21 protein-coding genes are annotated in these 22170 nt (G+C 42.2%); 12 read left to right on the top strand and 9 right to left on the bottom strand.

Annotated elements, in window-relative coordinates; genetic code table 11:
- On the bottom strand, positions 1 to 1254 hold the full coding sequence (glp, locus tag PseudUWO311_RS02375; RefSeq protein WP_142653493.1) for a gephyrin-like molybdotransferase Glp: 1254 nt from the start codon (positions 1252 to 1254) through the stop codon (positions 1 to 3).
- A 59-nt stretch (positions 1255 to 1313) separates the two neighbouring features.
- Here glp and trmD point away from each other — a divergent pair, with 59 nt between their 5' ends.
- The gene (gene trmD, locus PseudUWO311_RS02370) at positions 1314 to 1982 is read left to right on the top strand and encodes a tRNA (guanosine(37)-N1)-methyltransferase TrmD (protein ID WP_142653492.1); all 669 of its coding nucleotides are present in this window, start codon (positions 1314 to 1316) and stop codon (positions 1980 to 1982) included.
- A 144-nt stretch (positions 1983 to 2126) separates the two neighbouring features.
- Positions 2127 to 3110: an SDR family NAD(P)-dependent oxidoreductase gene (locus PseudUWO311_RS02365; protein WP_142653491.1), complete on the top strand. Its 984-nt coding sequence runs from the start codon at positions 2127 to 2129 to the stop codon at positions 3108 to 3110.
- Between the two features lie 208 nt (positions 3111 to 3318).
- On the opposite strand, the gene PseudUWO311_RS02360 is transcribed toward PseudUWO311_RS02365, so the two are convergent.
- Complete coding sequence (locus PseudUWO311_RS02360) at positions 3319 to 4014, bottom strand: DUF305 domain-containing protein (RefSeq protein WP_142653490.1); 696 nt, start codon at positions 4012 to 4014, stop codon at positions 3319 to 3321.
- A 121-nt stretch (positions 4015 to 4135) separates the two neighbouring features.
- Positions 4136 to 4858 carry a DUF305 domain-containing protein gene (locus PseudUWO311_RS02355; RefSeq protein WP_142653489.1) on the bottom strand — a complete coding sequence of 241 codons (723 nt, stop codon included), beginning with the start codon at positions 4856 to 4858 and terminating at the stop codon, positions 4136 to 4138.
- Between the two features lie 256 nt (positions 4859 to 5114).
- On the opposite strand from PseudUWO311_RS02355, the gene PseudUWO311_RS02350 reads away from it, so the two are divergent.
- The gene (locus PseudUWO311_RS02350; RefSeq protein ID WP_411729371.1) at positions 5115 to 5921 is read left to right on the top strand and encodes a Uma2 family endonuclease; all 807 of its coding nucleotides are present in this window, start codon (positions 5115 to 5117) and stop codon (positions 5919 to 5921) included.
- 90 nt (positions 5922 to 6011) lie between these two features.
- Here the strand turns inward: PseudUWO311_RS02350 and PseudUWO311_RS02345 are convergent, their stop codons facing one another.
- Positions 6012 to 7667: an NB-ARC domain-containing protein gene (locus tag PseudUWO311_RS02345; RefSeq protein WP_142653488.1), complete on the bottom strand. Its 1656-nt coding sequence runs from the start codon at positions 7665 to 7667 to the stop codon at positions 6012 to 6014.
- 180 nt (positions 7668 to 7847) lie between these two features.
- Between PseudUWO311_RS02345 and PseudUWO311_RS02340 the strand changes: the two genes are divergently transcribed.
- Positions 7848 to 8333 (top strand): phycobilisome protein, encoded by a 486-nt coding sequence (locus tag PseudUWO311_RS02340; RefSeq protein WP_142653487.1) that lies wholly within the window; start codon positions 7848 to 7850, stop codon positions 8331 to 8333.
- Between the two features lie 200 nt (positions 8334 to 8533).
- Complete coding sequence (locus tag PseudUWO311_RS02335; protein WP_223807416.1) at positions 8534 to 9745, top strand: glycoside hydrolase family 10 protein; 1212 nt, start codon at positions 8534 to 8536, stop codon at positions 9743 to 9745.
- Positions 9746 to 9957: 212 nt separating this feature from the next.
- On the opposite strand, the gene menH is transcribed toward PseudUWO311_RS02335, so the two are convergent.
- Positions 9958 to 10782, bottom strand: coding sequence for a 2-succinyl-6-hydroxy-2,4-cyclohexadiene-1-carboxylate synthase (menH, locus tag PseudUWO311_RS02330; RefSeq protein WP_190303365.1), 825 nt, complete (start codon positions 10780 to 10782; stop codon positions 9958 to 9960).
- Between the two features lie 23 nt (positions 10783 to 10805).
- Between menH and PseudUWO311_RS02325 the strand changes: the two genes are divergently transcribed.
- On the top strand, positions 10806 to 11558 hold the full coding sequence (locus tag PseudUWO311_RS02325) for a leucine-rich repeat domain-containing protein (protein WP_142653485.1): 753 nt from the start codon (positions 10806 to 10808) through the stop codon (positions 11556 to 11558).
- Positions 11559 to 11933: 375 nt separating this feature from the next.
- On the opposite strand, the gene PseudUWO311_RS02320 is transcribed toward PseudUWO311_RS02325, so the two are convergent.
- On the bottom strand, positions 11934 to 12122 hold the full coding sequence (locus tag PseudUWO311_RS02320) for a hypothetical protein (RefSeq protein WP_223807415.1): 189 nt from the start codon (positions 12120 to 12122) through the stop codon (positions 11934 to 11936).
- Between the two features lie 220 nt (positions 12123 to 12342).
- Between PseudUWO311_RS02320 and queA the strand changes: the two genes are divergently transcribed.
- Positions 12343 to 13401 (top strand): tRNA preQ1(34) S-adenosylmethionine ribosyltransferase-isomerase QueA, encoded by a 1059-nt coding sequence (queA, locus tag PseudUWO311_RS02315; protein WP_142653483.1) that lies wholly within the window; start codon positions 12343 to 12345, stop codon positions 13399 to 13401.
- A gap of 45 nt (positions 13402 to 13446) precedes the next feature.
- Here the strand turns inward: queA and PseudUWO311_RS02310 are convergent, their stop codons facing one another.
- Together PseudUWO311_RS02310 and PseudUWO311_RS02305 are read right to left on the bottom strand one after the other, a co-directional pair.
- Complete coding sequence (locus PseudUWO311_RS02310; RefSeq protein ID WP_142653482.1) at positions 13447 to 14241, bottom strand: DALR anticodon-binding domain-containing protein; 795 nt, start codon at positions 14239 to 14241, stop codon at positions 13447 to 13449.
- 52 nt (positions 14242 to 14293) lie between these two features.
- The gene (locus PseudUWO311_RS02305; RefSeq protein WP_142653481.1) at positions 14294 to 15397 is read right to left on the bottom strand and encodes a potassium channel family protein; all 1104 of its coding nucleotides are present in this window, start codon (positions 15395 to 15397) and stop codon (positions 14294 to 14296) included.
- A gap of 170 nt (positions 15398 to 15567) precedes the next feature.
- On the opposite strand from PseudUWO311_RS02305, the gene PseudUWO311_RS02300 reads away from it, so the two are divergent.
- The 4 genes from PseudUWO311_RS02300 (at position 15568) to PseudUWO311_RS02285 (ending at position 18276) form a co-directional block, all read left to right on the top strand.
- Positions 15568 to 16110 carry a hypothetical protein gene (locus tag PseudUWO311_RS02300; protein WP_142653480.1) on the top strand — a complete coding sequence of 181 codons (543 nt, stop codon included), beginning with the start codon at positions 15568 to 15570 and terminating at the stop codon, positions 16108 to 16110.
- 245 nt (positions 16111 to 16355) lie between these two features.
- Complete coding sequence (gene rsmD / locus PseudUWO311_RS02295; RefSeq protein ID WP_142653479.1) at positions 16356 to 16892, top strand: 16S rRNA (guanine(966)-N(2))-methyltransferase RsmD; 537 nt, start codon at positions 16356 to 16358, stop codon at positions 16890 to 16892.
- Between the two features lie 127 nt (positions 16893 to 17019).
- Positions 17020 to 17937 (top strand): alpha/beta fold hydrolase, encoded by a 918-nt coding sequence (locus PseudUWO311_RS02290; RefSeq protein WP_142653478.1) that lies wholly within the window; start codon positions 17020 to 17022, stop codon positions 17935 to 17937.
- 87 nt (positions 17938 to 18024) lie between these two features.
- Positions 18025 to 18276 (top strand): hypothetical protein, encoded by a 252-nt coding sequence (locus PseudUWO311_RS02285; RefSeq protein WP_142653477.1) that lies wholly within the window; start codon positions 18025 to 18027, stop codon positions 18274 to 18276.
- Here the strand turns inward: PseudUWO311_RS02285 and pcrA are convergent.
- Positions 18239 to 20614 carry a DNA helicase PcrA gene (pcrA, locus tag PseudUWO311_RS02280; protein ID WP_142653476.1) on the bottom strand — a complete coding sequence of 792 codons (2376 nt, stop codon included), beginning with the start codon at positions 20612 to 20614 and terminating at the stop codon, positions 18239 to 18241. The genes PseudUWO311_RS02285 and pcrA overlap by 38 nt on opposite strands.
- A gap of 62 nt (positions 20615 to 20676) precedes the next feature.
- Here pcrA and PseudUWO311_RS02275 point away from each other — a divergent pair, with 62 nt between their 5' ends.
- The gene (locus PseudUWO311_RS02275; protein WP_142653475.1) at positions 20677 to 22155 is read left to right on the top strand and encodes a serine/threonine-protein kinase; all 1479 of its coding nucleotides are present in this window, start codon (positions 20677 to 20679) and stop codon (positions 22153 to 22155) included.
- The last annotated feature ends 15 nt before the right edge of the window (positions 22156 to 22170 follow it).

The following is a 22170-nucleotide window of genomic DNA, read 5'->3' as shown; positions in this document are numbered from 1 at the left end:
TTAGATTAACATAATAATTGCTTCATCTCCCGCAGGTAAATAGGTTTGATTTACTCGCATTACCGCTAAAGCATTTGTACCGATCACACTAATCAGATTCCCAGAACTATAATTCTTCACAGGCTGAAAAATGGGGCTTCCTTTTTGATAAGTTAATGTTCCCCATAAATAGGTTTCGCGCCGTCCTTGTGAGTGTAAATCTGCTGTTGTGATAGCTTTGATAAATTGTGGATACCAGTGAGTTTTATGCGATCCATTTAATTTAGCGATCGCACCCCGAATAAATCTCCAAAAGCTCATCATTGCCGAAACAGGATTTCCAGGAACTCCGAAATAGAGGATTTTATCCTCACTTCTATTCACATTAAGAATAGATTCAATGGAAGCGACAGTTAAAGGCTTTCCTGGCTTAATTGCTACTGAACGCACATGAATATCAGCACCCATTTTTTCGAGTATTTCTTCGACATAGTCATAATCACCAACGGAAACGCCGCCTGTGGAGATGACAATATCAGCTGAGGAGATCGCCTCTTGCATGATTGATTCCAATTCTAATTTGTTGTCACATACTGCCCCAAAAGGAATTGCGATCGCGCCTGATTGTTCGATCAATGTTGATAATGCATATAGATTTGAATCAATAATCTGTCCTAACTGAAGCGGCTGGGAATCATTGAGGCGAACTAATTCATTGCCTGTGGAAATAATTGCTATTTTCGGTTGACGATAAACTTTGACTGTTTGACATCTTGCTGAGGCTAAAGCACCAATTTCTGTCGCGCCTAATTTTGTTCCTGATTTGATCAGAGTCGTGCCTGCTTGGATGAATTCTCCTTTGCGGCGCACATAATCGCCTTGATTCGGTTTGACTTTCAGATATAAAAAATTATCAATGCGTTCTATGTCTTCTTGCATGATGATCGTGTCTGCACCAACAGGCAACATGCCGCCTGTAAAAATCCTTACACATTCGCCTTGATTTAAAGATTGGGCGATCGCAACTCCTGCAGCAATTTCATCTGATGCGATCGCTAGTTTTAATTCCTGTAAATTATCTAAATCGGCATAGCGCAAAGCATAGCCATCCATCGCTGAGTTGTCCCAATGGGGAAAGTCGAGTTTACTGCTAATGTCTTCGGCAAGAATTCGATTTAGCACTTTCGTTAAGGGCAAAATTTCACTATCGATTTCAGGATCAAAAGGTTTGACCAGATCTAAAATTATTTTTTCAGTTTCAGCAACAGACAGCATCGCGATTTTAAAAGGTAGAGGGCAGCACGTAGCGCTGCTCTCTACTATAGAATTTATTTATGCGTATAGATATTGTCACCCTCTTTCCTGAATTTTTTACCTCGCCATTGCAAACAAGTTTGCTGGGTAAGGCGATCGCAAATCAAATTGCCGATGTATATCTGACCAATCCTAGAGATTTCACCACCGATAAACACCATCGTGTTGATGATGAACCCTACGGTGGCGGTGTGGGAATGTTAATGAAGCCCGATCCAATTTTTGCGGCGGTTGAGTCCCTACCGATTTTGCCAAAGCGCGAAATTATTTACTTAACTCCGCAGGGCGAGCCGATGAAGCAGGATCTATTTAAGGAGTTAGTAACATACGATCAGCTAGTTCTCATTTGTGGCAGTTACGAGGGAGTTGACGAGCGGGTATGTGAGCATTTAGTCACCCGTGAAGTTTCTCTTGGCGATTTTGTGCTTACCTGTGGGGAGATTCCTGCGCTAGCGTTGATTAATGGAGTGGTGCGGTTACGTCCAGGGACAGTTGGGAAAGAAGATTCGCTTAAGTTTGAGAGTTTTGAAGATGGATTATTAGATTATCCACAATATACAAGACCATCAGTATTCCGTGGTTGGGAAGTTCCCGAAGTATTGCGATCAGGCAATCATAAGTTGATTGCAGAATGGAGAAAGGAACAGCAAATTATACGAACTAAACAACGTCGTCCTGATATGCTTTAGCGATCGCTAGAGTTTCTACTTTGTGGTTAAGAAATGTGCGATCGCCAAACTGAAGCATAAGTTGCCGCAGCGTAACGCATTAATAATGAGTGCGATCGCCTATTAGACAAGCTCTCTTGTAGAGAACATTGGAGACAATTTTTCATGACAGAAAATTTGAATGGTAAAGTTGCGCTAGTAACAGGAGCATCGCGAGGAATTGGAAAAGGTATCGCCATTGGGTTAGGTGAAGTTGGGGCGCTAGTTTATATCACTGGGCGCAGTCTAAATAGCAATAATTCGACAGCTACTCTATCAGGAGATTTATTAGATACCAAATGCGCAGTAGAAAAAGTAGGAGGAACTTGTATCGCAGTTCCCACCGATCACAGCGATGATCAACAGATTAAAACTCTATTTGAGCGAATTAATAGAGAACAAAATGGACAATTAGATATCCTGGTAAATAATGCCTATGGAGGAGTGCGATCGCTTATAGAAGCAAAAGGTCGCCCTTTTTGGGAAACTGATGTCAGTCTCTGGGATGCTTGTAATGCAGTCGGATTGAGAAGTCACTATGTGGCAAGCCATTTTGCCTCGAAGATGATGACCCAACGCAAGCAAGGCACAATCATTACGATATCTTCTTGGGGTGGATTAGCGCCAATCTTTGGTGTCGCCTATGGAACTGGTAAATCTGGCTGCGATCGCCTTGCGGGAGATATGGCAGTTGAACTGAAGCCTTTTAATATTGCTTCGATTTCTCTCTGGCCAGGCATTGTCGGCACTGAACAATTTCATCAGTTGGCTGATGAAAGCATTAAAGGTACTGATCCAAATCTTGGTGTTGCCGCGATCGCAGATAAATTTAACTGGGAAACACCTTTGTTTGTCGGCAGAGTAATTGCGGCAATATGTAACGACGCAGATCTAATGCGGAGAACTGGTAAAGTTCAGATTGTTGCCGAACTCGCTAATCATTACGGAGTAGTTGATGAAAATGAATATCGTCCTGCTTCTTTACGTTCCCTCAGATTTTTATTACCGCAAGGTATACCCAATCTCAAGACCAAAGCGAAGTTCATCCCAGATCTTCGTGTCCCTTGGTGGGTAATTCTTCTAGCTGTTCTGAAGTCTCCGAAAATTTAAAGACAATTACGAATTATCAATTACGAATTACGAATTACGAATTATACCAAAGCACAAAATGGCTACGCCATTTTGTGCTTTTAAAACCCTTACAGGGTTTGGGTTTTAACTCACAGAAGTGTTGTCACACTTTTGTGAATTGTATTATGGGGGATAGACAAAAAACAAAAAGAGAGTTGCGGCGCAACTCTCTTTTTGTTTTTTGTCATCACTTGCGCAATTGTTTCATTTGATCGATTTCAGCTTGTTGAGAACTGAGAATATCTTGAGCCATTTTTTGGATTTCAGAACGTTTGGACTTAGCGATCGCATCTTTTGCCATCACTAAAGCACCCTCATGATGGGGAATCATCGCATCTAGAAACCGTAAATCAAATTTATCATCAGCTTTTCCCAAGTCCACACTCATCATCATATTGCGGCGAAATTCGGGAGTCATTTCCATCATGTGATTAGACTCAGAGTGCCACATCATCAACTTCTTTCCAGCATTGAGATACCATGCTTTGCGCCATTCTGCCATTTGCGCGATTTCCTTCTGTTGAGCTTGAATGATTTCCTTTGCCAACTTCTTTAATTCAGGACGCTGAGAATTTTTTAAGACATCCTCTGCCATCGCGATTGCACCTTGATGATGTGGTGTCATTCCATCGATAAAGCGCAAGTCATAATCAGCATCAGCAACACCTAAATCCATCGAACTATGAGACATGCCATGAGACATCATGCCATTTGAATTCTGCATTGGCGATGGATTTTCTGCTGCTTTTGTAGGCTGAGCCGTTGGAGTAGCAACAGGCACTGATGCAGAATTATTCGCTGTGCAAGCTGTCAATCCGCCACTTGTAGCCGCAGTGACTATTAGTATCAGGGTGGCAATTCGATGTTTTACAATATGAAACATATTTGAGAGTCAAGTGATAAGACGAGAAAATGATTTGACAATATCAATTTTCAAAATGGCAGCACCATTTTGAAAATTGGTATAAGAAGAGGCTTAATACAGCAACAAGTGCTGTATCTGGCTATTTATACCAAGTTTGATGCCACTGACGCATTTGCTCAATTTCGGTGCTCTGAGCTTTAACGATCGCATAAGAGAGCGTTCTCATTTCAGTGCGATCGCTATCAATGATCATGCTGGACATCATCAGCGCCATTTTGTGATGAGGAATCATCTCTTCGATAAAGGCTTTGTCAAAATCAGGAGCATTTTTGAGGGCTTTAAGATCGACTGCCATCATATTCTGCATTCCCATAGGCTTCTTGGTTAGTATTGGCTTTTTCATTCCCATCATGCCACTATGATCCATGTTGCCGTGATTCATGGTTGTCGCAGTTGGAACTTCTGTGCCATACCATTGCTTATACCAAGATTTCATTTGTACAATTTCGCGAGTTTGATCGCTCTTGATCGATTCTGCAAGTTTTTTTATCTCAGGACGTTTAGATATCTTGAGAGCGAGATCTGCCATTTGCACAGCGCCTTCATGATGAGGAATCATCATTTCGATGAAATGGCGATCGGTTTGCTCTCCTGCCATCATGCCATGCATCATCATGCCTTGCTGCGGCATCTGACTAATAACTAGGCGTGACGTTTGTTCTGCTTGGACAACATTAGTAGCAGCGATCGTAACGGCAGTGCTACCGACCAAAATGCCAACAATACCTAAGAGCAAAGCCTTGTAATTTTTGGGACTGGTCTGAGTCTCTCTGCCAGAGTTTTGAGCATCTTTAGAGTTCATAGATTTTCCCTAACTTTCTATTTCTATTTTACTTCAAGAAAATGAAATCAGGATGAAATATACTCTATGATATCAATTCTCAAAAGAGAGTTACCATTTTGAGAATTGATATCATAGTACTAGCGATCGACTGAATCTAAAAAATGCTAAAGACTTGGCGGGCGATCGCCCATTTAATCAATTCCGAAAATTAATGGCGATATGTTAAAGTTGAACCAACGGATCTCTCGGAATTACTATGCAAAGTACCCAAGCAATGATTTTGCCCGATGCTCCCACACCTCAAATTTCTTCCCCAAACAAAATTAGCCTCCCCGACCATACACAACTACCCGACACAGACGGAACCTTTGTGAAAAATTTTCAGGAACACCCACAAAGTATAATTTTAACCAGTTCCATTGAGCCAACCTTACAAAAACTCCATCCCGACGGATGTTACTGTATTGGACAGGATAGCGGTATCTACTGGCGGTTGACTGAGCCAGCCGAAAAAGGAGCTGAGGCTCCAGACTGGTTTTATGTTCCCAATGTATCACCACTTCTTAATGGAGAATATCGCCGCTCCTACGTGTTGTGGAAAGAAGTTGTCGCACCCTTAATCGCTATTGAGTTTGTTTCTGGAAATGGTTCCGAAGAACGCGATGCCACACCTCCTAGCGAAACCGACAAAGTAGGAAAGTTTTGGGTCTATGAGCAAGCCATTCGCATCCCATTCTATGCCATTTTTGAGGCTAAGAAAGCCTCAGTTGAGGTTTATCATCTGGTTGATGGACGATATGAGCAGTTATCACCTAACGATCGAGGACATTATCCGATCGCGGCAATGGGTGTTGAACTTGGCCTTAAGGAAGATGTTGGGATACCTTGGTTACGTTGGTGGGATCAGACTGGTAATTTGTTGCTAACTGGTGAGGAGAGATCTGTACGTTCCGACGCGATCGCTGATCAAGAACGTCTTGCTAAGCATCAAGCTGAGCAGAGACAACATCAAGCTGAGCAAAAAGCTGAACGACTTGCCGCAAAGCTTAGAGCGTTAGGAATTGACCCTGACGAAACATAAGTCAGATCTCATAATACTTTACCATTAAGAACAAAAGATAGATGCGGCGCTTTGCGCCTCATCTATCTTTTGTTCTTAGCTACAATGAGACTACCACCATAAGCCGATCAGGGCGAGATTAACCTCGGTGTAACTTGTGCCTTCCATTGGTTGTACTTGGTGCTGACTAGCGAGAATTTCCCGTAGAGCTTCCAATTCAATATTATTTTGCGCGATCGCCTTATTTAACTTATCCTTAATCGGCTTCAGAACTAAGCGAATCTGCATCGCCCGAATCGAGTCAGGAGCATGATCTTCGACAAGCACATGACTTTGCAATAAATTAATCGACTTGAGATTTTGTTGCATTGCGATCGCGGTGATTTCCTTGCTCACTTCATCTACAAATTGACGATTGACATATTTCAACACCACAGGCTCTAGTAAAAACATCACCTCATCCTGTTCTGAGACTTTCTCAATTAGCGATCGCCAGCGCAATGATTCCAGCGCATTGATTAATTCAGAACCAGAGGTTTGCAAAATCATTTCCGATCGCAATGTTGAGAGTGATACTGGGCGATGCTTGATTGCGAGCCAATACAGCACATCTTTTTCTAGTTTTGAGAGACGCTCAAACTGTTGATAGAGAAGAGTGCGTAATACATCCCCAAGCGCAAGGGCAGTCTGTTTAAGAAACTCCGAAACATTGCCATTAAATAATTCCTGAATCGTTCCAGCCACGATTCTTAAAGCTGAAGGATTGCCGCGATATTGTTGAACTAAAGCCTCTAAACCATTTTCAGTCCCTTTAAAACCTCGCGCTCTTAATAATTCAAAAGCATCTTGTCGCTGTAATCCATTCACTTTGTAATAGCGAATCGGCTGATCATCCCCCTGATGCATCGAGATTTCTTTCGGCTGTTCCCGCCCAATCAAAATTACTGAACTTTGATGTCGTTCCGAGCCAACACGCTGCAATAATTCCGCATGGGATTCGCAACCTTGGCGATAGGCTCCCACCAATTCCCCATCTTGGAGAGTCGCCTCAAAATCATCCAATACAACTAAACAACGCTTTTGACGCAAAATGTCTAACAGATCAGAAATGCCACAGCCAGTTTGTTGTGAACTATTGAGAAATTGCAACAGATCAGCGATTAATTGCGTAGTTGGTTGTGCGCCCCGCAGCGATCGCCAAATAAAGCAATCGAACTGTGATTGGATATTTTCGACCAGTTTTACTGCCAGTGCTGTCTTGCCGATGCCGCCCATGCCGCAAATTGCCAAGAGATGACAGCGATCGCGTACAACCCATTGCTCTAGTTTGGCTAACTCCTCTGTGCGCCCATAAAAAGTTTGAATATTTGGAGCCTCGCCCCAATCAGCTAAATTTGCCCGAGAACTAACTTGAGTGTTGGCGGTTGTATTGTGTAGACTTTGGCGTTGTGCTTTATATCCTTTAGCCTCTAACCATTCAGGCACTTTTTCCCAGCGTAGCGTATTGATTGGCTGATCTGCGATCGCCTCCAGCGATCGATACAGCCCCTTATTTAACTCAACCCGCAAAGCCCCCGATGTCCAAGCCAGCTTAAATGCAAGCTGACCTGGGCGATAACGACATAGCAACCCACGCAAGCAAGCCTTTTCAAATGGCTTAATTTCTTTGCCACTAGAAGCTTGTAAATCTGCATAGAGCCGATTTAAATCCCAATTTTGGGCAGCTTCAGGAAACAGCCCTTCAATGTGATCATTGTCAGATAACATGACAGGATACGGCGGCGAGCGATCGCATAGATGTGTGTCAGAAGTTTCGATTATTTATCGATTTATCTGAATCGTAACAAAAAAATGGCGATCGCTAGAGATAATGCTTGAAGTGGCGGATGGTTTTAGACTCAAATCCATATAAAATCATACATATGCAAACGTCGGGTAAAGCCAGCAATGTTAAGTAAGCTACAACAACTAGGAATGAACGCAGATGGTCGCTATGCGAGCGACGCAGAATTGCAGTTTATGGAAACCTATATCAACTCCTTTGATTCAAGGGTTGAAGCTTATATCCGCATCAAAGAAGTAGAAAAAGAAATAGTCGAAACTGTTTTAAAAAAACTACGTATATCCCATCCCAAATTGCTTTTACCTAAAGGTGAGGACTTGCAAGGCAAGTGGAAACAAGACACCTTAAGAGTTTTACGTCATTCGGCAATGACCGTTTTATTAGATGACACAGAGCTTTTAAAACAGCAGTTCTTGTATTGGTTCCAGACGATCATGCAAGCATTTGGGGCTCAGGAAGTTTGTAATATCACTTATTTGATTATGCAAGATGTGGTCAAAGCTCTGCTACCCAAAAATGTTGCCGATTTATTATGTCCAATTTTGGAGATAAATCGTGATTTGCTGGGAGCTCAGGCCAAAAGTTTATAAAAAAGGATGGAGACAGGAAGTATCTCTATCTTTTGTGTTTTTTTACATTGCTATACAATAAATTTACAAAAATTTGCAGCCTAAATGTGAGGAGTTAGAGCTTACCTAGCTCATTAGTAATTATGGGGAAAATTAATTCTGTCTCCTGGCGATCACGCCTCCGTTTCCTAGTTTTAACATTCTTAGGATTCGCGTTCTCAATGATGATCAATTTTCCTTTTTGGGCGATCGCTCAAACTCCTAATACAGCTAGCAACACAATTGATCAATCTCCACCACCTAATCAAGTTGATCAATCAGCCCCACCTAATCTCCCGCTGATCAGACCATTGAATGGTAATGAACTACGCGGCATCTGGCTTACTAATGTCGATAGCGATGTTTTATTTTCGGCTCAGAATCTAGAAAGGGCGATTAAAAGATTAAAGCGTTTAAAATTTAACACTCTATATCCAACGGTTTGGAATGGTGGATACACGCTCTACCCTAGTAAAGTTGCCGAAGCTAGTTTTGGTGTACCTGTTGATCCAGTACCTGAGCTTCAAGAGCGAGATATGCTTGCCGAAGCCATCAAATTTGGACATGAACAAGATTTTGCGGTAATTCCTTGGTTTGAATATGGCTTAATGACTGAAGAAGGCTCAGAGCTAATGCGCCAACATCCTGACTGGATAACCCAGCGTAAAGATGGCTCTCATGTTTTCCTACATGGCGAAAGAGATCAGCATCGTCTTGCTTGGTTAAACCCTGCCCATCCTCAAGTCCAAAAATTTCTCACAGATTTAATCGTTGAAGTTGTTAATAAATATGATGTTGACGGTATTCAGCTTGACGATCATTTTGGGATGCCAGCAGAACTTGGCTACGATGATTACACGATCGCTTTGTATAAAAAAGATCACTTCGGTCGATTACCACCAGAGGATATCAATGATCCTTCATGGATGCAATGGCGTGCCAAGTACATCACTAATTTAATGAGAAAGATCTCTAAATCAGTTAGAGCAATCAAACCAAACTGCTTAATTTCTCTTTCCCCTAATCCTAAGGATTTCTCCTATAAAAAGTACTTGCAAGATTGGTATAACTGGGTTTATCTCAAATATATTGATGAATTAATTGTGCAGGTATATCGCGATGATATTGACAATTTTAAGCGGGAATTAGAACAGCCAGAGTTGCAGGAAATTCGACTAAAAATACCAGTAGCGGTGGGTATTTTAACGGGTTTAAGAGTTCAAAATGTTGATATGCGACAGATCAAAGGTCAAGTAAAAATTGTGCGTGAACTTAACCTAGATGGGTTCTCATTCTTCTTTTACGAAACCTTAGGTAATCGTGATGCTTCCTTTGAGACACTCCTTTTTACGCCTGCGCCTCGTCCAGATTTAAGAAATATTGCTTCTAGCTAAAAATAAAAGCGTCGCAAAGCGACGCTTTTATTTTTAAGACAGTTGTATCGCTTGGTGTCGCAACTCTCTTTTGGTTTTTGATACACTTGGCGACAGTCCTATAGCTTGAACAAATCAAAACCCAAATACATAAAGTCGGCGCGAAGCGCCGACTTTATGTATTTGGGTTTTATGTCCTACAGCGCAAAGCGCTGTCAGTAAAACATGCATTGCTATAGAAGAAAAAAAGTTTTAATCTTCTCGATAAATAAATTTGGATTCTCGAAATGTATATTGTGACCACAGCTAGGTATCACTTCTAGTTGAGAGTTCCTACATAGCTGCTGCATCTGTCGATTTATTTGCACAAATTTAGAATCTAACTCACCTGAAATTAACAACAGTGGAATCTCATTTCTAGATAATTTTTCCCATAATGATGGTTGCTTCCCTGTACTGAGATTGCGTAAGGATTTGGCTAACTGCGCGGGAGAGTTGTTTAATCTTTGCTCTAGCATCTGAGAAAAATGTGGATGCGATCGCAGGTTAGCAAAAATAGGCTGCTGATACCAATTGTCCAGAAATAATCGAAAATCTCCAGTTTCTAACTTTGCGGCAAGCTGTCGATCCTTGACTAGGCGATCGAATCTAGCATCCACAGACGACAATCCTGCGGATGCAGATTCGAGGACAACCCGAAGAAAATATTGCGGGAAATGAATTGTTAAATATAAAGCCAACCTACCGCCCATAGAGTAGCCAACCAAGAAACAACAATCTATACGAAGTAAATCCAAAAATTTGATGACAAAGTTTGCACTGGACTGTATTGTGTAGGAGTCATCTTGATCAGTCCTTTGATCTATAGCGCTGGTCTGACCATGCCCCAGCAAATCGATCGCCACGCAGTAAAACTGTTTAGACAAAATCGCGATCGCTTGTTTGAACTCAAAGCGATTTCCCATAAATCCATGCAAAAACAAAATTGTGGGATGGTTGGCATCGCCCTCTGCGCAGTAGCTAAAACAATAATTTTCAATTTGCACCTTGAGTACCATATCCAAATAATGCAATCGAGACCATGAACGAACAGGAAATTCTGAAAGAAATTGAGAGCGCCAGAGCTTCAGAAGCCACGTCTCTTTATCTTAGTGAACTACAGATGGTGGCAGTTCCTGAAGAGATTGGCAAGTTGAAGCATTTAGTTTGGCTATATCTGAGCGAGAATGAATTGACTTCTCTGCCAGAGGCGATCGCAAATCTACAAAAACTAACTTGGCTGCATCTCGAATCTAATCAACTGCCGAAAATTCCTGATGCAGTCATGCAGCTAAAAAATCTTACAGTGCTAAATTTAGCTGAAAATTGCATTTCCAGTTTGCCTTTAGATATTGGCAAATTATCAAATTTGGCAAGATTTGCGGTTAACGATAACTCTTTAAGAGAGTTGCCAGCTGAGATTGGATTGCTTAAGTTTTTGACTTGGCTTGATTTAAGTGAAAATAAGCTGGAAAGACTACCGTCAGAAATTGTCAACCTCGCCAATTTAACCGAGCTAGATTTACGAAAAAACAATCTAACTACTTTGCCCGAAGAAATAGGCAACCTCACAGCACTTACAGATTTATATCTTGGCAACAATCAACTAACTAGTCTTCCCCCTGAGATTGGTAATCTCAGAAATATCACAGAACTAGATTTGTCCTACAATCAGCTAACGACTCTACCCCGTGAAATCTCCAATCTTAAGAATCTTGTGCGCCTAGATCTCAGAGGTAATTCTATTGAGGCAGCCTCTTTAAATAATTTAAAACATGGCATGATTTTAATCTAAAACCCCAAAAACTTTACCACCCGCGCAGCGGGCGGTAAAGTTTTTGGGGTTTTGTAGGCGATGCAAAGCCATGCCTATCATTGAATGACAAAAGAAAAGCAGCGCCAAGCGCTGCTTTTCTTTTGTCATTCAATGATGATATCTGAAGAGAACAAAGAAATACTCGTTTATATCAATGTATTGTCAATAGCTTCGATGATTCTCTCAGATTGATTTTGATAATTCCCTAGACTTATTTCTTACTTTCAATGTTTTGAAATAGTATTTTTAGCTAATACTTTTAGCTAGTGTGAGCAATGTACTTAGACCAACAAGTGAAAAATTACCAGACAATTAAGTTAATAGCCAAATTAACTACCTACTAAATTTAGTAAGTTAATGAGCTGCCACAGCTTCGCGAACAGGAATGACTGTTACTGACTTGACATCCTTACTCTTGTTGCGAGTGTCGTTAATGCTAACAACTGTATAAGTCTTGGTATTATCGGCACGAAATACATCGCCTACTGAGAGAGGCTTGTTGTAGTTCAATGCACCAATAAAACGTTGGTGAAGATCTGTCATTAAATACTGCATAAACTCCTCGTTTAATATTGAAAGGCTGAAAACGCGATCGCAACATATGCAAAACATATGTTGCTGCTGCCATCTGTATACCACTGTTTCCGCGATTGGTATATAAAATTTCTTATATTTTTTTGTAACTTCGTCACTTTTTATCAAACACTTAGAGAAGTGCTGCAAATTATTAAGTAGTGCCAATATCCCAAAGTGTAACTTTTCTATGACTTCATCGCCTGCGACTGAACTTGAGCCTGATTATGCTTTAAGCGCCTATGACTATGAATTGCCAAGCGATCGCATAGCTCAAGATCCAGTTACACCTAGGGATACATCGCGACTGTTGGTAATTGAAAGCGATCGCAATTTACGTCATCAGCACTTTTACGACTTGCCAGATTTTTTGCAGTCGGGAGATTTGCTTGTTTTTAATAACACCAAAGTCATTCCCGCGAGGATGTATGGGCATAAGCAATCGGGTGTGCCTGTCGAGATCTTGCTGATGGAGCCAGTTGGACACGATCGCTGGTTAGCATTGGTTAAGCCTGGTAAGCGATTGCCGATTGGAAGCACGATCATCTTTGCGGATAATGTCAAAGCGACGGTCGAAGGGATTGAGACAACCACCAGAGCAAGAGAATTGCAATTTCATATTCCTACTGGTGCTGACCTTGACAAAATTATCGATCAACTAGGCACAGTCCCCTTGCCACCCTACGTCACCGATTCCCATGCTGATCCTGATCGCTATCAGACGATTTACGCTGAGATTGCAGGAGCGATCGCAGCACCTACAGCAGGTTTACATTTTACCGAGGAGCTATTTGCAAAGCTCACTGATATGGGCGTTGGTAAAGCATTTGTGACTCTACATGTGGGAATCGGTACATTTCGCCCTGTAGAGACGGAGGACATCACCCAGCATGTGATGCATAACGAGTGGTGTGAAGTGCCTGAGGAGACGATCGCTAAAATCAAAGAAACAAAGGCAACCGGCGGACGTGTGATCGGCGTTGGTAGTACGGTGGCGCGATCGCTGGAAAATTCAAATTTTCAGGCTTTTAGGGGTAAAACGAATTTGATGATTTATCCTGGATATGAGTGGCGAGTTTTAGATGGAATGGTGACTAATTTTCATTTACCCAAGTCAACTTTGCTAATGATGATGTCATCGTTTTTGGGTGAAAATGGGCGCGAATTTTTAATGTCGGTATATCAAGAAGCAATCGCCAAAGAATATCGTTTCTATTCCTTTGGGGATGCCATGTTGATGCTGCGCTAAGAGACCCGTAAGGTTGTGCCCCGCAGGGGCGCAACCTTACGGGTTTTACAAGTACATTGCGTAATTAATTTCGGGCGGCGCGATCGCGAGGAGCATTTTTTGCGTAATGCTAATTAGTAATAATCGCTTGATCGCAATTTCATGAGGTACTCCAAAAATTCGACAGTGATCGTAAAAATGCAAAAAAGTTTCAGCTAGCGATCGTGATAATTTCTGTCTCTTCTGTCTATTTAAAGGCGAGCTATTCTCATCTGCTAAATAATCTGCGATCGCCAAATTTCGCATTAACAAACTAATTTCCACAGGTTCTAAATCGATTTCTAAATCAGTTTCTAAATGTAGGAGCAATTCATGAATTGCCCCTACATTTAAGAATTTTGATTGTTTTGCCAATCGCATAAGCGCACAGCATCGAGCATAAACATATTGCTCAGTTGAATTCCCTACAGGAATTAGAGCGATTTCACTTTTTTGCCAGAATCCATTACAAATTGTAATTCCTTCCATTCGCAAATTTTCCAGAAACAATATAATTTCAGCGATATATTGCTCTCTAAAAACAATATTTAACCATCCTTTCCCAAATGCTCCGATTTGCGATTGAGCGGATATTTCTGGATTTTGTGAACAAGTTTGCGCGATCGCATCAGCAATCTGTGCAGGATTTCGCTGTAAGCGATTGGCGAGCGACAACGCGATCGCTGATGTGTAATGAGCATCATATTTTGGATAGCAAATCTCTAGCGCTATTTCTCTAGAATCTAGCAAAAGCTCAAATTCTGAATTAATTGCTGAGGCGATCGCAATTTGGATAGTTCGAGATGGAGAAATAAACTTCATGATCAACAAATGTTAGGTTTGCGCCCCTGCGGGGCGCAAACCTAACTTATACCTATTTCATGCGTGGTAACCGTAACACATTTGTTTTTTTGGAAAGCGGACTCAGGATTTGATTCAGTGCCCTTAACTGCTCAGGTGTTCCCATGGAGATCAATACATCACCTTGCAAAATTTCCGTATTACCATCAGGTCCCGCAATTACATCGCCATCAGCCCGACGAATTGCTAATACTAAAGCCCCAGTCTGCGATCGCAAACTTGCCTTTTTTAAAGTGACTCCAACATAGCTAGAATCATCAATGCGATATTCCTCAATATAAAATGATCGATTAGCTCCAGCAATAATGCCATCCACAAAATCCATCACCTGCGGACGCAACGCCACAGCAGCCATACGCTTGCCACCAGTAATATATGGCGAAATTACTTCATCTGCTCCACCCCGCCGTAACTTTTGCATAGACTCCTCTGTACTTGCTCTAGCGATCGCCCTAATCTCAGGATTTAAGGTTTTTGCCGATAATACCGTATAGAGATTTTCAGCATCCGATGGCAAAGCTGCCACAATACAGACAGCCCGTTCAATTCCCGCAAGAAGTAAGGTGTTATCAAGAGCCGCATCTCCTTGCAAAGCTGGATGACCCTCTAGCTCAGCTTGCTCAATTGCAATGGGATCACTATCAATCACTACAAATGTAATACTTCCCTCCGCCGCAAATTCTGCTGTAACCTGTCGCCCCGTTCGACCAAATCCACAAACTATGTAATGTTTGTCTAATGAATCCATGACCTTTCGTTGTCGCCTCGCTTGAAAAATATTGTAGATATGACCATTTGCGATCGCGGCTGTAAACTGAGCAGCAATATAACTAATGCTTAAAACGCCCATCACGATTAAGGTAAGCGTAAAAATACGCCCCTCAAAATCAAGGGGATTAGTCTCACCATAGCCAATCGTGGCAAGGGTAATAATCGTCATATAGAGAGCATCAAACCAACTCCATCCTTCGATGAAGCGATAGCCCAATGTTCCAAATGCAGTCAGACCGAATAAAATTCCGACATTAGCAAACAAAGTACGCTGATATTGCAGCAACTCACGCTGTAAATAAATTGGTTGCAATTGTTGGTAGTTAAGCGAACTTTTAGAAGGCATACATGTCTGTACAGTTATAAGCGATGAGTAATTTAACCAAGAACTTCCATAAAAGAATGTTAAGCTGCTTATAGATATATAGCTTCAGCTTTTAAGCATTTTTAGTAAGATTGTTGTTTATTGCATCGGTCTAGTTTTTGCAAATAAATGCTGTCACTCATGGGACAAGTATGACATCAGAGCAACCTTCAGAAAACACACAAATTAACCGCGCTGTAACTTCTCCCTATCGTTCGGCAGTTGATATTAACGACGACAATTTAGAGAGATTTCATGCTTGGACTGGGTATAACACCCATACAGATATGAGTAGTAACACGAAATTCCAAATGCGTGACTTCCATATCGATCTGGGTATGGCTGTGATTGGCTTTGGTGTGTTGTGCAGTTGGGAGGTGCGATCGCGCAAAATTGATTTCAAAGGAAAAACTCACATTATTTACGAGTTAAGAGGGGATACGGAGCCACAAGTTGTTCCGATGTTGCGTCAAAACTGTAGTGATGAAATGGCAACATTTTTGCATAGCCGCCTAATCAGAACTTTAGATTTTTTACGCTCCTGCTCAAAATTTTCTGGCATTCCTCACGTTCACATCATTTCAATTCGTAATCACTATGTCATGAGTGCGGTATGGAGACCATACCAAAATAAGATTTGGATGGTTCCTATTGATCAGATTGAAGGTTTATCTTTTTCTAATCATTTAATTTAAATGGTTTATAACAACAAGCTTGTAGGGGTTTAGCATTTGCGGCAATATTTTTATATTCTCCACTCCAATCTTGAATTGCAAATGCTAAACCCTTTTCGCTTTCATCGATAAATTGTGCCTGCGTTACGAGTCTAGGGCAAAGCATTCCCATTTTAAAACAATCTAAAAAAACATGGATTTCTATGGGAATGCTTTGCCCCTACATAGGGATCACGAATAAATAAAGACACCAACTGGATTTCAATATGTCTATTCGTATCAACGGCGCTGGTACGCTCAAAACTTCAACTGATCTTTCAACTCGACCAACGGCAAGTAAGGTTAGGGCAGCAGTTTTTAATATTTTGCAAACTCGCATTAAAGGCGCAAATTGGCTAGATATCTGTTCTGGGTCAGGCGCTATGGGAGCAGAGGCGCTAGTCAGGGGCGCAGCTAATATCGTAGGCATCGAGTCGTCAGCGATCGCCTGTCAGATTGTGCGCGAAAACTGGCAGAAATTTGCGAAGCAAGATCAAAAATTTGAAATTATTAAAGGCGATGCGGTCAAGACATTACGAAAATTACCACCCAAATATTTTAATTTAGTTTATTTTGATCCGCCTTACCAAAGCGAGCTATACCTACCAGTGCTTACAGCATTATCGCCATTGCTTGCTGATGGAGCGCTAGTAATTGCTGAGTGCGATCGCTTACGCCTACTTCCTGATGTGATGGGCGATCTCATCTGTTGCGATCGCCGCCAATATGGACAAACAGCCCTAGTCTTTTACGAAAAAGAATAGGGTCAACTCTAGGTATGATGACGCTCTGAATAAATCATCATAAAATAAATTTAGAATCTAGATGCGCCTCCCGCATAGCGGGAGGCGCATCTAAATTCTATGATATTTCCCAAAAAGAGTCACCGCCGTGCTAACCACAGAAAACCCCGAAACTCGCGATCGTCCTCAAGATCTATTGCAAAGTACTTCACAAACTTGGACATGGCGTGGATATCAAATCAAGTATGCAGTCACAGGTACTGGTAAGCCTCTTGTCCTAGTTCATGGTTTCGGCGCATCGATCGGTCATTGGAAAAAGAATATTCCTGCATTTGCTGAGGCTGGCTATCAAGTATTTGCAATCGACTTGCTCGGCTTTGGCGGTTCGGCGAAACCTGCTTTAGGTTACTCATTAGAGCTTTGGGAAGAACTGCTCAAGGATTTTCATCAAGAATTTGTGCAGCAACCCGCTATCTTCATCGGTAATTCCATCGGTGCTTTGCTAGCTTTAATGGTAGTAACTAATAGTCCTGAAATTGCGATCGGAGCAGTATTGCTAAATGCCGCAGGTGGATTAAATCATCGTCCTGAAGAGTTGAATTTGCCTTTAAGAGTCGTGATGGGTGCTTTTGCGAAATTAGTAAGCTCTGAAGTAACAGGTAAGTTTGTCTTCAATCAAGTTCGCAAAAAACGCAATATCCGCAATTCTCTACGGCAGGTTTATCGCAATCATGAGGCGATCGATGATGAGTTGGTAGACATGCTCTATCAGCCATCCTGTGATGAAGGCGCACAAAAAGTATTTGCTTCAATTTTGACAGCTCCTGCTGGCCCCCGCACTGCCGATTTATTGGCTAAGTTAGAGAAGCCTCTATTAGTTCTTTGGGGTGATGCTGATCCTTGGACTCCAATTAATGGAGCGAAAGTTTATGAAGAAGCTGGCAAGACTAAAGATATTCAATTAATAGCCATTCCCAATACAGGGCATTGCCCCCACGATGATCGCCCTGAGATTGTGAATGCTCTAGTGATTCACTGGTTACAGAAGTTGGCTTTGGACAGTTAATGAGTGATGGATACTGAAACATCCATTTCATGCGGACAAAAAAGATGCAAATACGTCGATTCCGTTTTACAGCTCGTTTTATAGCTAATGTCACTTATCTTAGGACTAATCAAAACCCAAGAATTGATTGGCGGCGCGGAGCGCCGCCAATCAATTCTTGGGTTTTATGTTCTAGTTCATTTGACCACAGCTATAGATGTCCAGTGCCTCAAGCCAAAGAGTATCAATCTCACCTTTGCGATCGCGCAAATTTATCGACGACTTACACTGAAAAAGAAACTGAGTAGATGTAGCTCCACAGCTATATTTTCTGTATTGGAGCAAGTTTGGGATCGATGATTTTTTTGCCTTGACCTGAGAAGGCGACGGCTAAATACATCTTGTCACCAGTGCCAAGCAAGTTAGAAACTTGTCCTTCGCCAAACTTGTCATGCATCACGCGATCGCCCACTTGCCAATCAATACGAGGCTTGGGCTTAACCGCATTTACCTTGACAGGAGGGGCAGACCTGAGCGAACCTTTAACACTAGTGGCTTCAGCCCTCTGACTCGCCTTGCTGATAAACTTATCGATGCCATGTCCCGTGAGATATTCTTTGGGAAGCTCTGCAAGGAATTGCGAAGGAATAGCATATTCACGGTTGCCGTAGAGACGACGGGCTTGAGCATGGCTGAGGAAGAGCTTCTCTTGGGCGCGAGTGATACCCACATACATGAGGCGACGTTCTTCTTCTAATGCCATAGGATCGTTAATGGAACGGAAGCTTGGAAATAAGCCTTGCTCTAGACCAACTAAAAAGACTACGGGAAATTCTAACCCTTTAGCAGCATGGAGCGTCATCAAGGTGACTTTTTCCGCATTCTCGCCACTGTCATCAAGACTAGAAGCAAGAGCCGCATTAGCTAAGAAAGCATCAAGGGAAGCATCTTCATTCTCTTCCGCAAATTGTAACGCTGCGTTATAAAGTTCTTGTAAGTTAGAAATGCGATCGTTGGCTTCATCATTACTTTGAGCTTTCAGTTCATCGACATAGCCCGATTCGGCGAGAATGCCCTGAATGATATCTGCTGCTGGCGTAACTGCTACTTTCGCTTGCCATTTTTGCATCAATTCCACAAAGGAGAGAACACCCCTAGCCGATCGCCCAGCCAGAGTCTTGACTGTTGTTTCATCGCTGATGATTTCCCAGATGGGGACGCTGAGTTCTTGGGCGGCTTGTTGGAGCTTATCGAGAGTTGCCTTGCCGATACTGCGCTTAGGAACATTGATAATTCGCATTAAGCCGAGAGTATCAGATGGATTGGATAACAGTCGCAAATAGGAAAGAACATCTTTAATTTCTTTGCGATCGTAAAAGCGTAAACCGCCCACGACTTTATACGGAATATTCCATCGCACTAGCATTTCTTCAAAAGGACGGGACTGGGCATTAGTCCGATAGAGAATTGCAAAATGTCCGAGATTAGCGCTAGGAGTTTTGGTCTTAACGCGGCGAATCTGCTCGATCACAAACTGGGCTTCGTCAACTTCGTCATCAGCACGGAATAACTCAATCAAGTCGCCGTCGGGTCTGGTAGCTTTCAGGACTTTATCGATACGCTGCGTGTTATGGTCGATCAGTTGATTGGCAATTTCGAGGATATTAGCAACGGAACGATAATTCTCTTCTAGCTTGATCATTGTGCCTGTATGGGCATCGGGCAAGCGATCGCCAAAAGCATCTTGAAATTCCATCAAGATCGTGAAGTCAGCAGAGCGGAAACTATAAATCGATTGGTCGGCATCACCAACAACAAAAATAGAACGACCTTCCCAAGTCGGCTTTTTGTCATTAGTGGAGAGTAACTGAATCAAATCATATTGAGTACGGTTTGTGTCTTGATACTCATCCACAAGAATATGCTTAAAGCGATTGTGCCATTTGTTAAGAACTTCAGGATTTTGCTTGAATAGGCGCACTGGCAAAAAGATTAAATCATCAAAGTCGAGAGCATTATTGGTGGCTAGCTGATTTTGGTAAAGACTATAAACCTGTGCGATCGCACGCTTACGGAAAGACGAATCATCACTTTGAGCCTCATATTCTTCGGGAGTCCAGCCTTTATTTTTGGCATTGCCGATCGCAAAACGTACGGATTTTGGCTCAAATTTCTTTTCATCAAGGTTTAGCTGATTGATGACAATATCTTTAACTAACGATTGCGCGTCAGAATCATCAAAAATCGAGAAGTTTTTTGCCCAGCTTCGACCATTACTATCTTTATATTTATCAATATCAAGGCGCAAAATTCGACAGCACATACTATGGAAAGTTCCCATCCACAATCCATCTTGGGCATAGCTATTGATATATTGCTTATAAACTTTTTTGCGAAGTTTGTCCTGTTCCCAGTCAGGCATTTCGCTTAAAGTTTTGCCTAATTCCCTTTGAGCGATCTCTTGAGTTAACAAGGATTGAATTCGTTCATTCATTTCCTTGCCAGCCTTATTTGTAAACGTCACAGCTAAGATTTGCTCAGGCGCAACACCGTGATTGAGCATTAAGTTGGCAATACGATAGGTCAATGTCCTTGTTTTCCCTGAGCCTGCCCCTGCGACCACGAGCATTGGCCCATGCAAATGGCTTGCGGCTTTTTGTTGGGCTGGGTTGAGATGAAGCAAAAAATTGGAACTCATGGGCGCAGGAGGGAGAAACTTAGGTAGACTCTAATACAGTATGCCAAAAATACAGTACTAACGTGGATATTTACTGCACGCGCCCGAATTGTACCAAGCCTTTAAATTCTTTTGCCGATCTTGATAGTGGCAATACGCTCAAAACGATCACTCAAAAATTCTGCACGGCTTGCGGGATGCCTTTACTGCTTGGAGGACGCTATATAGTTGAACGCCCGATCGCGCAGGGTGGTTTTGGTGCGACTTTTCTAGCTCGCGATCGCTATACACCTGCGATGAAACGCTGCGTGGTGAAGCTGTTGCAGCCCGTGGGGTTAACTAGTTCTCAGATGGTAATCGCCAAGCAAATGTTTGAGCGTGAGGCTACAGTTTTAGAAGATTTGGGGACTCATCCACAAATTCCTGACATGCTTGCCTACTTTGAGGTGCAGTCGGGACAGGATGAATTTTTTTATTTAGTGCAGGAATTTGTTGATGGCTTTACCCTAGAGCAAATTGTGGAGCAGCATGGCGCGATCGCGGAGGCGGATGTTTTAGAAATCATGCAAAGCCTGTTGCCTGTTTTGACATTTATTCATGACAAAGGCTCGATCCATCGTGATATCAAGCCTTCAAATATCATGGTGCGCAAACTTGACCAAACTTACTTTTTGCTGGATTTCGGCGCGGTTAAACAAGTAGCTGGAGCCGCCCAAGGTCAAAAATCCACGGGTATTTTTACCCCAGGCTATGGCGCACCTGAACAAATGCGGGGTGATACAGTATTTCCCGCTACGGATCTCTATGCCTTTGCCGTAACTTGTCTCTTTTTGCTAACTGGCAAAGATCCCGACGAATTATTTGATGTAAATTACAACACTTGGAAATGGGATCGCTTTGTGAAGCTTAGTCCTAATCTTAATAATGTTTTACATAAAATGTTAGAGACGGCTCCCAGCGATCGCTTTTCTTCGTCGGCTGATGTCCTCCAAGCCCTCAATTCTCAAATATCAGTACAACCATCGGTAAGCGCTCCAATACAAAGCACTCCAATACAAACCCCACCAGTTCAATCGGCACATCAGACCAGTATCCAAGTCCCTCCACCTGCACCACTTCCTAATTTTGCACCTTCGGTTCCTAAGCCTGTAGCTCAGCGATCAAACAAAACGCCTTGGCTATTAGCAGCACCAATTAAGATTCAATTCATTGCTGCTTTTTTGATTGGTGTCGAAGCGATGTTGCTATGGCAAGTAAGCACAACGGTCGGGCTAGCCTTAATTGGCTCTCCTAACAATTTAATTGCTTTTGCTGCCGTATTGATTGGTGTGATTCTGCTCAGGATTAGTTCCATTCTTGATAATAAAGACCTATTTGTATTCGTAAATTTGTTGAGCTTTGCCATAATTTGGGGCGTGCAAACCTTTGGGAAACTCTCTCAATTTCAGAGCTTTCCCAACTGGATCGAGATTGCTCAATATTGTGGAGTTGCAGGTTTTAGTGCGATCGCTCTCATGGCAGCCTTTCGCCTCATCTTCCAATTACTCTATTCCTTTCTCTAATTAATCTATTCTTGA

The sequence above is a fragment of the Pseudanabaena sp. UWO311 genome (genome assembly GCF_006937785.1).
In the GTDB taxonomy this organism is placed as follows: Bacteria; Cyanobacteriota; Cyanobacteriia; order Pseudanabaenales; family Pseudanabaenaceae; genus Pseudanabaena.
Note: the sequence above shows the minus strand (reverse complement) of the source record. Positions and strands in the feature narration are given on the sequence as shown.

Excerpts from the sequence above, each read along its gene's own strand:
- glp (WP_142653493.1), bottom strand. The coding sequence starts at position 1,254 with ATGCTGTCTGTTGCTGAAACTGAAAAAATAATTTTAGATCTGGTCAAA.
- trmD (WP_142653492.1), top strand. The coding sequence starts at position 1,314 with ATGCGTATAGATATTGTCACCCTCTTTCCTGAATTTTTTACCTCGCCA.
- PseudUWO311_RS02365 (WP_142653491.1), top strand. The coding sequence starts at position 2,127 with ATGACAGAAAATTTGAATGGTAAAGTTGCGCTAGTAACAGGAGCATCG.
- PseudUWO311_RS02360 (WP_142653490.1), bottom strand. The coding sequence starts at position 4,014 with ATGTTTCATATTGTAAAACATCGAATTGCCACCCTGATACTAATAGTC.
- PseudUWO311_RS02355 (WP_142653489.1), bottom strand. The coding sequence starts at position 4,858 with ATGAACTCTAAAGATGCTCAAAACTCTGGCAGAGAGACTCAGACCAGT.
- PseudUWO311_RS02350 (WP_411729371.1), top strand. The coding sequence starts at position 5,115 with ATGATTTTGCCCGATGCTCCCACACCTCAAATTTCTTCCCCAAACAAA.
- PseudUWO311_RS02345 (WP_142653488.1), bottom strand. The coding sequence starts at position 7,667 with ATGTTATCTGACAATGATCACATTGAAGGGCTGTTTCCTGAAGCTGCC.
- PseudUWO311_RS02340 (WP_142653487.1), top strand. The coding sequence starts at position 7,848 with ATGTTAAGTAAGCTACAACAACTAGGAATGAACGCAGATGGTCGCTAT.
- PseudUWO311_RS02335 (WP_223807416.1), top strand. The coding sequence starts at position 8,534 with ATGATGATCAATTTTCCTTTTTGGGCGATCGCTCAAACTCCTAATACA.
- menH (WP_190303365.1), bottom strand. The coding sequence starts at position 10,782 with ATGGTACTCAAGGTGCAAATTGAAAATTATTGTTTTAGCTACTGCGCA.
- PseudUWO311_RS02325 (WP_142653485.1), top strand. The coding sequence starts at position 10,806 with ATGAACGAACAGGAAATTCTGAAAGAAATTGAGAGCGCCAGAGCTTCA.
- PseudUWO311_RS02320 (WP_223807415.1), bottom strand. The coding sequence starts at position 12,122 with ATGACAGATCTTCACCAACGTTTTATTGGTGCATTGAACTACAACAAG.
- queA (WP_142653483.1), top strand. The coding sequence starts at position 12,343 with ATGACTTCATCGCCTGCGACTGAACTTGAGCCTGATTATGCTTTAAGC.
- PseudUWO311_RS02310 (WP_142653482.1), bottom strand. The coding sequence starts at position 14,241 with ATGAAGTTTATTTCTCCATCTCGAACTATCCAAATTGCGATCGCCTCA.
- PseudUWO311_RS02305 (WP_142653481.1), bottom strand. The coding sequence starts at position 15,397 with ATGCCTTCTAAAAGTTCGCTTAACTACCAACAATTGCAACCAATTTAT.
- PseudUWO311_RS02300 (WP_142653480.1), top strand. The coding sequence starts at position 15,568 with ATGACATCAGAGCAACCTTCAGAAAACACACAAATTAACCGCGCTGTA.
- rsmD (WP_142653479.1), top strand. The coding sequence starts at position 16,356 with ATGTCTATTCGTATCAACGGCGCTGGTACGCTCAAAACTTCAACTGAT.
- PseudUWO311_RS02285 (WP_142653477.1), top strand. The coding sequence starts at position 18,025 with ATGTCACTTATCTTAGGACTAATCAAAACCCAAGAATTGATTGGCGGC.
- pcrA (WP_142653476.1), bottom strand. The coding sequence starts at position 20,614 with ATGAGTTCCAATTTTTTGCTTCATCTCAACCCAGCCCAACAAAAAGCC.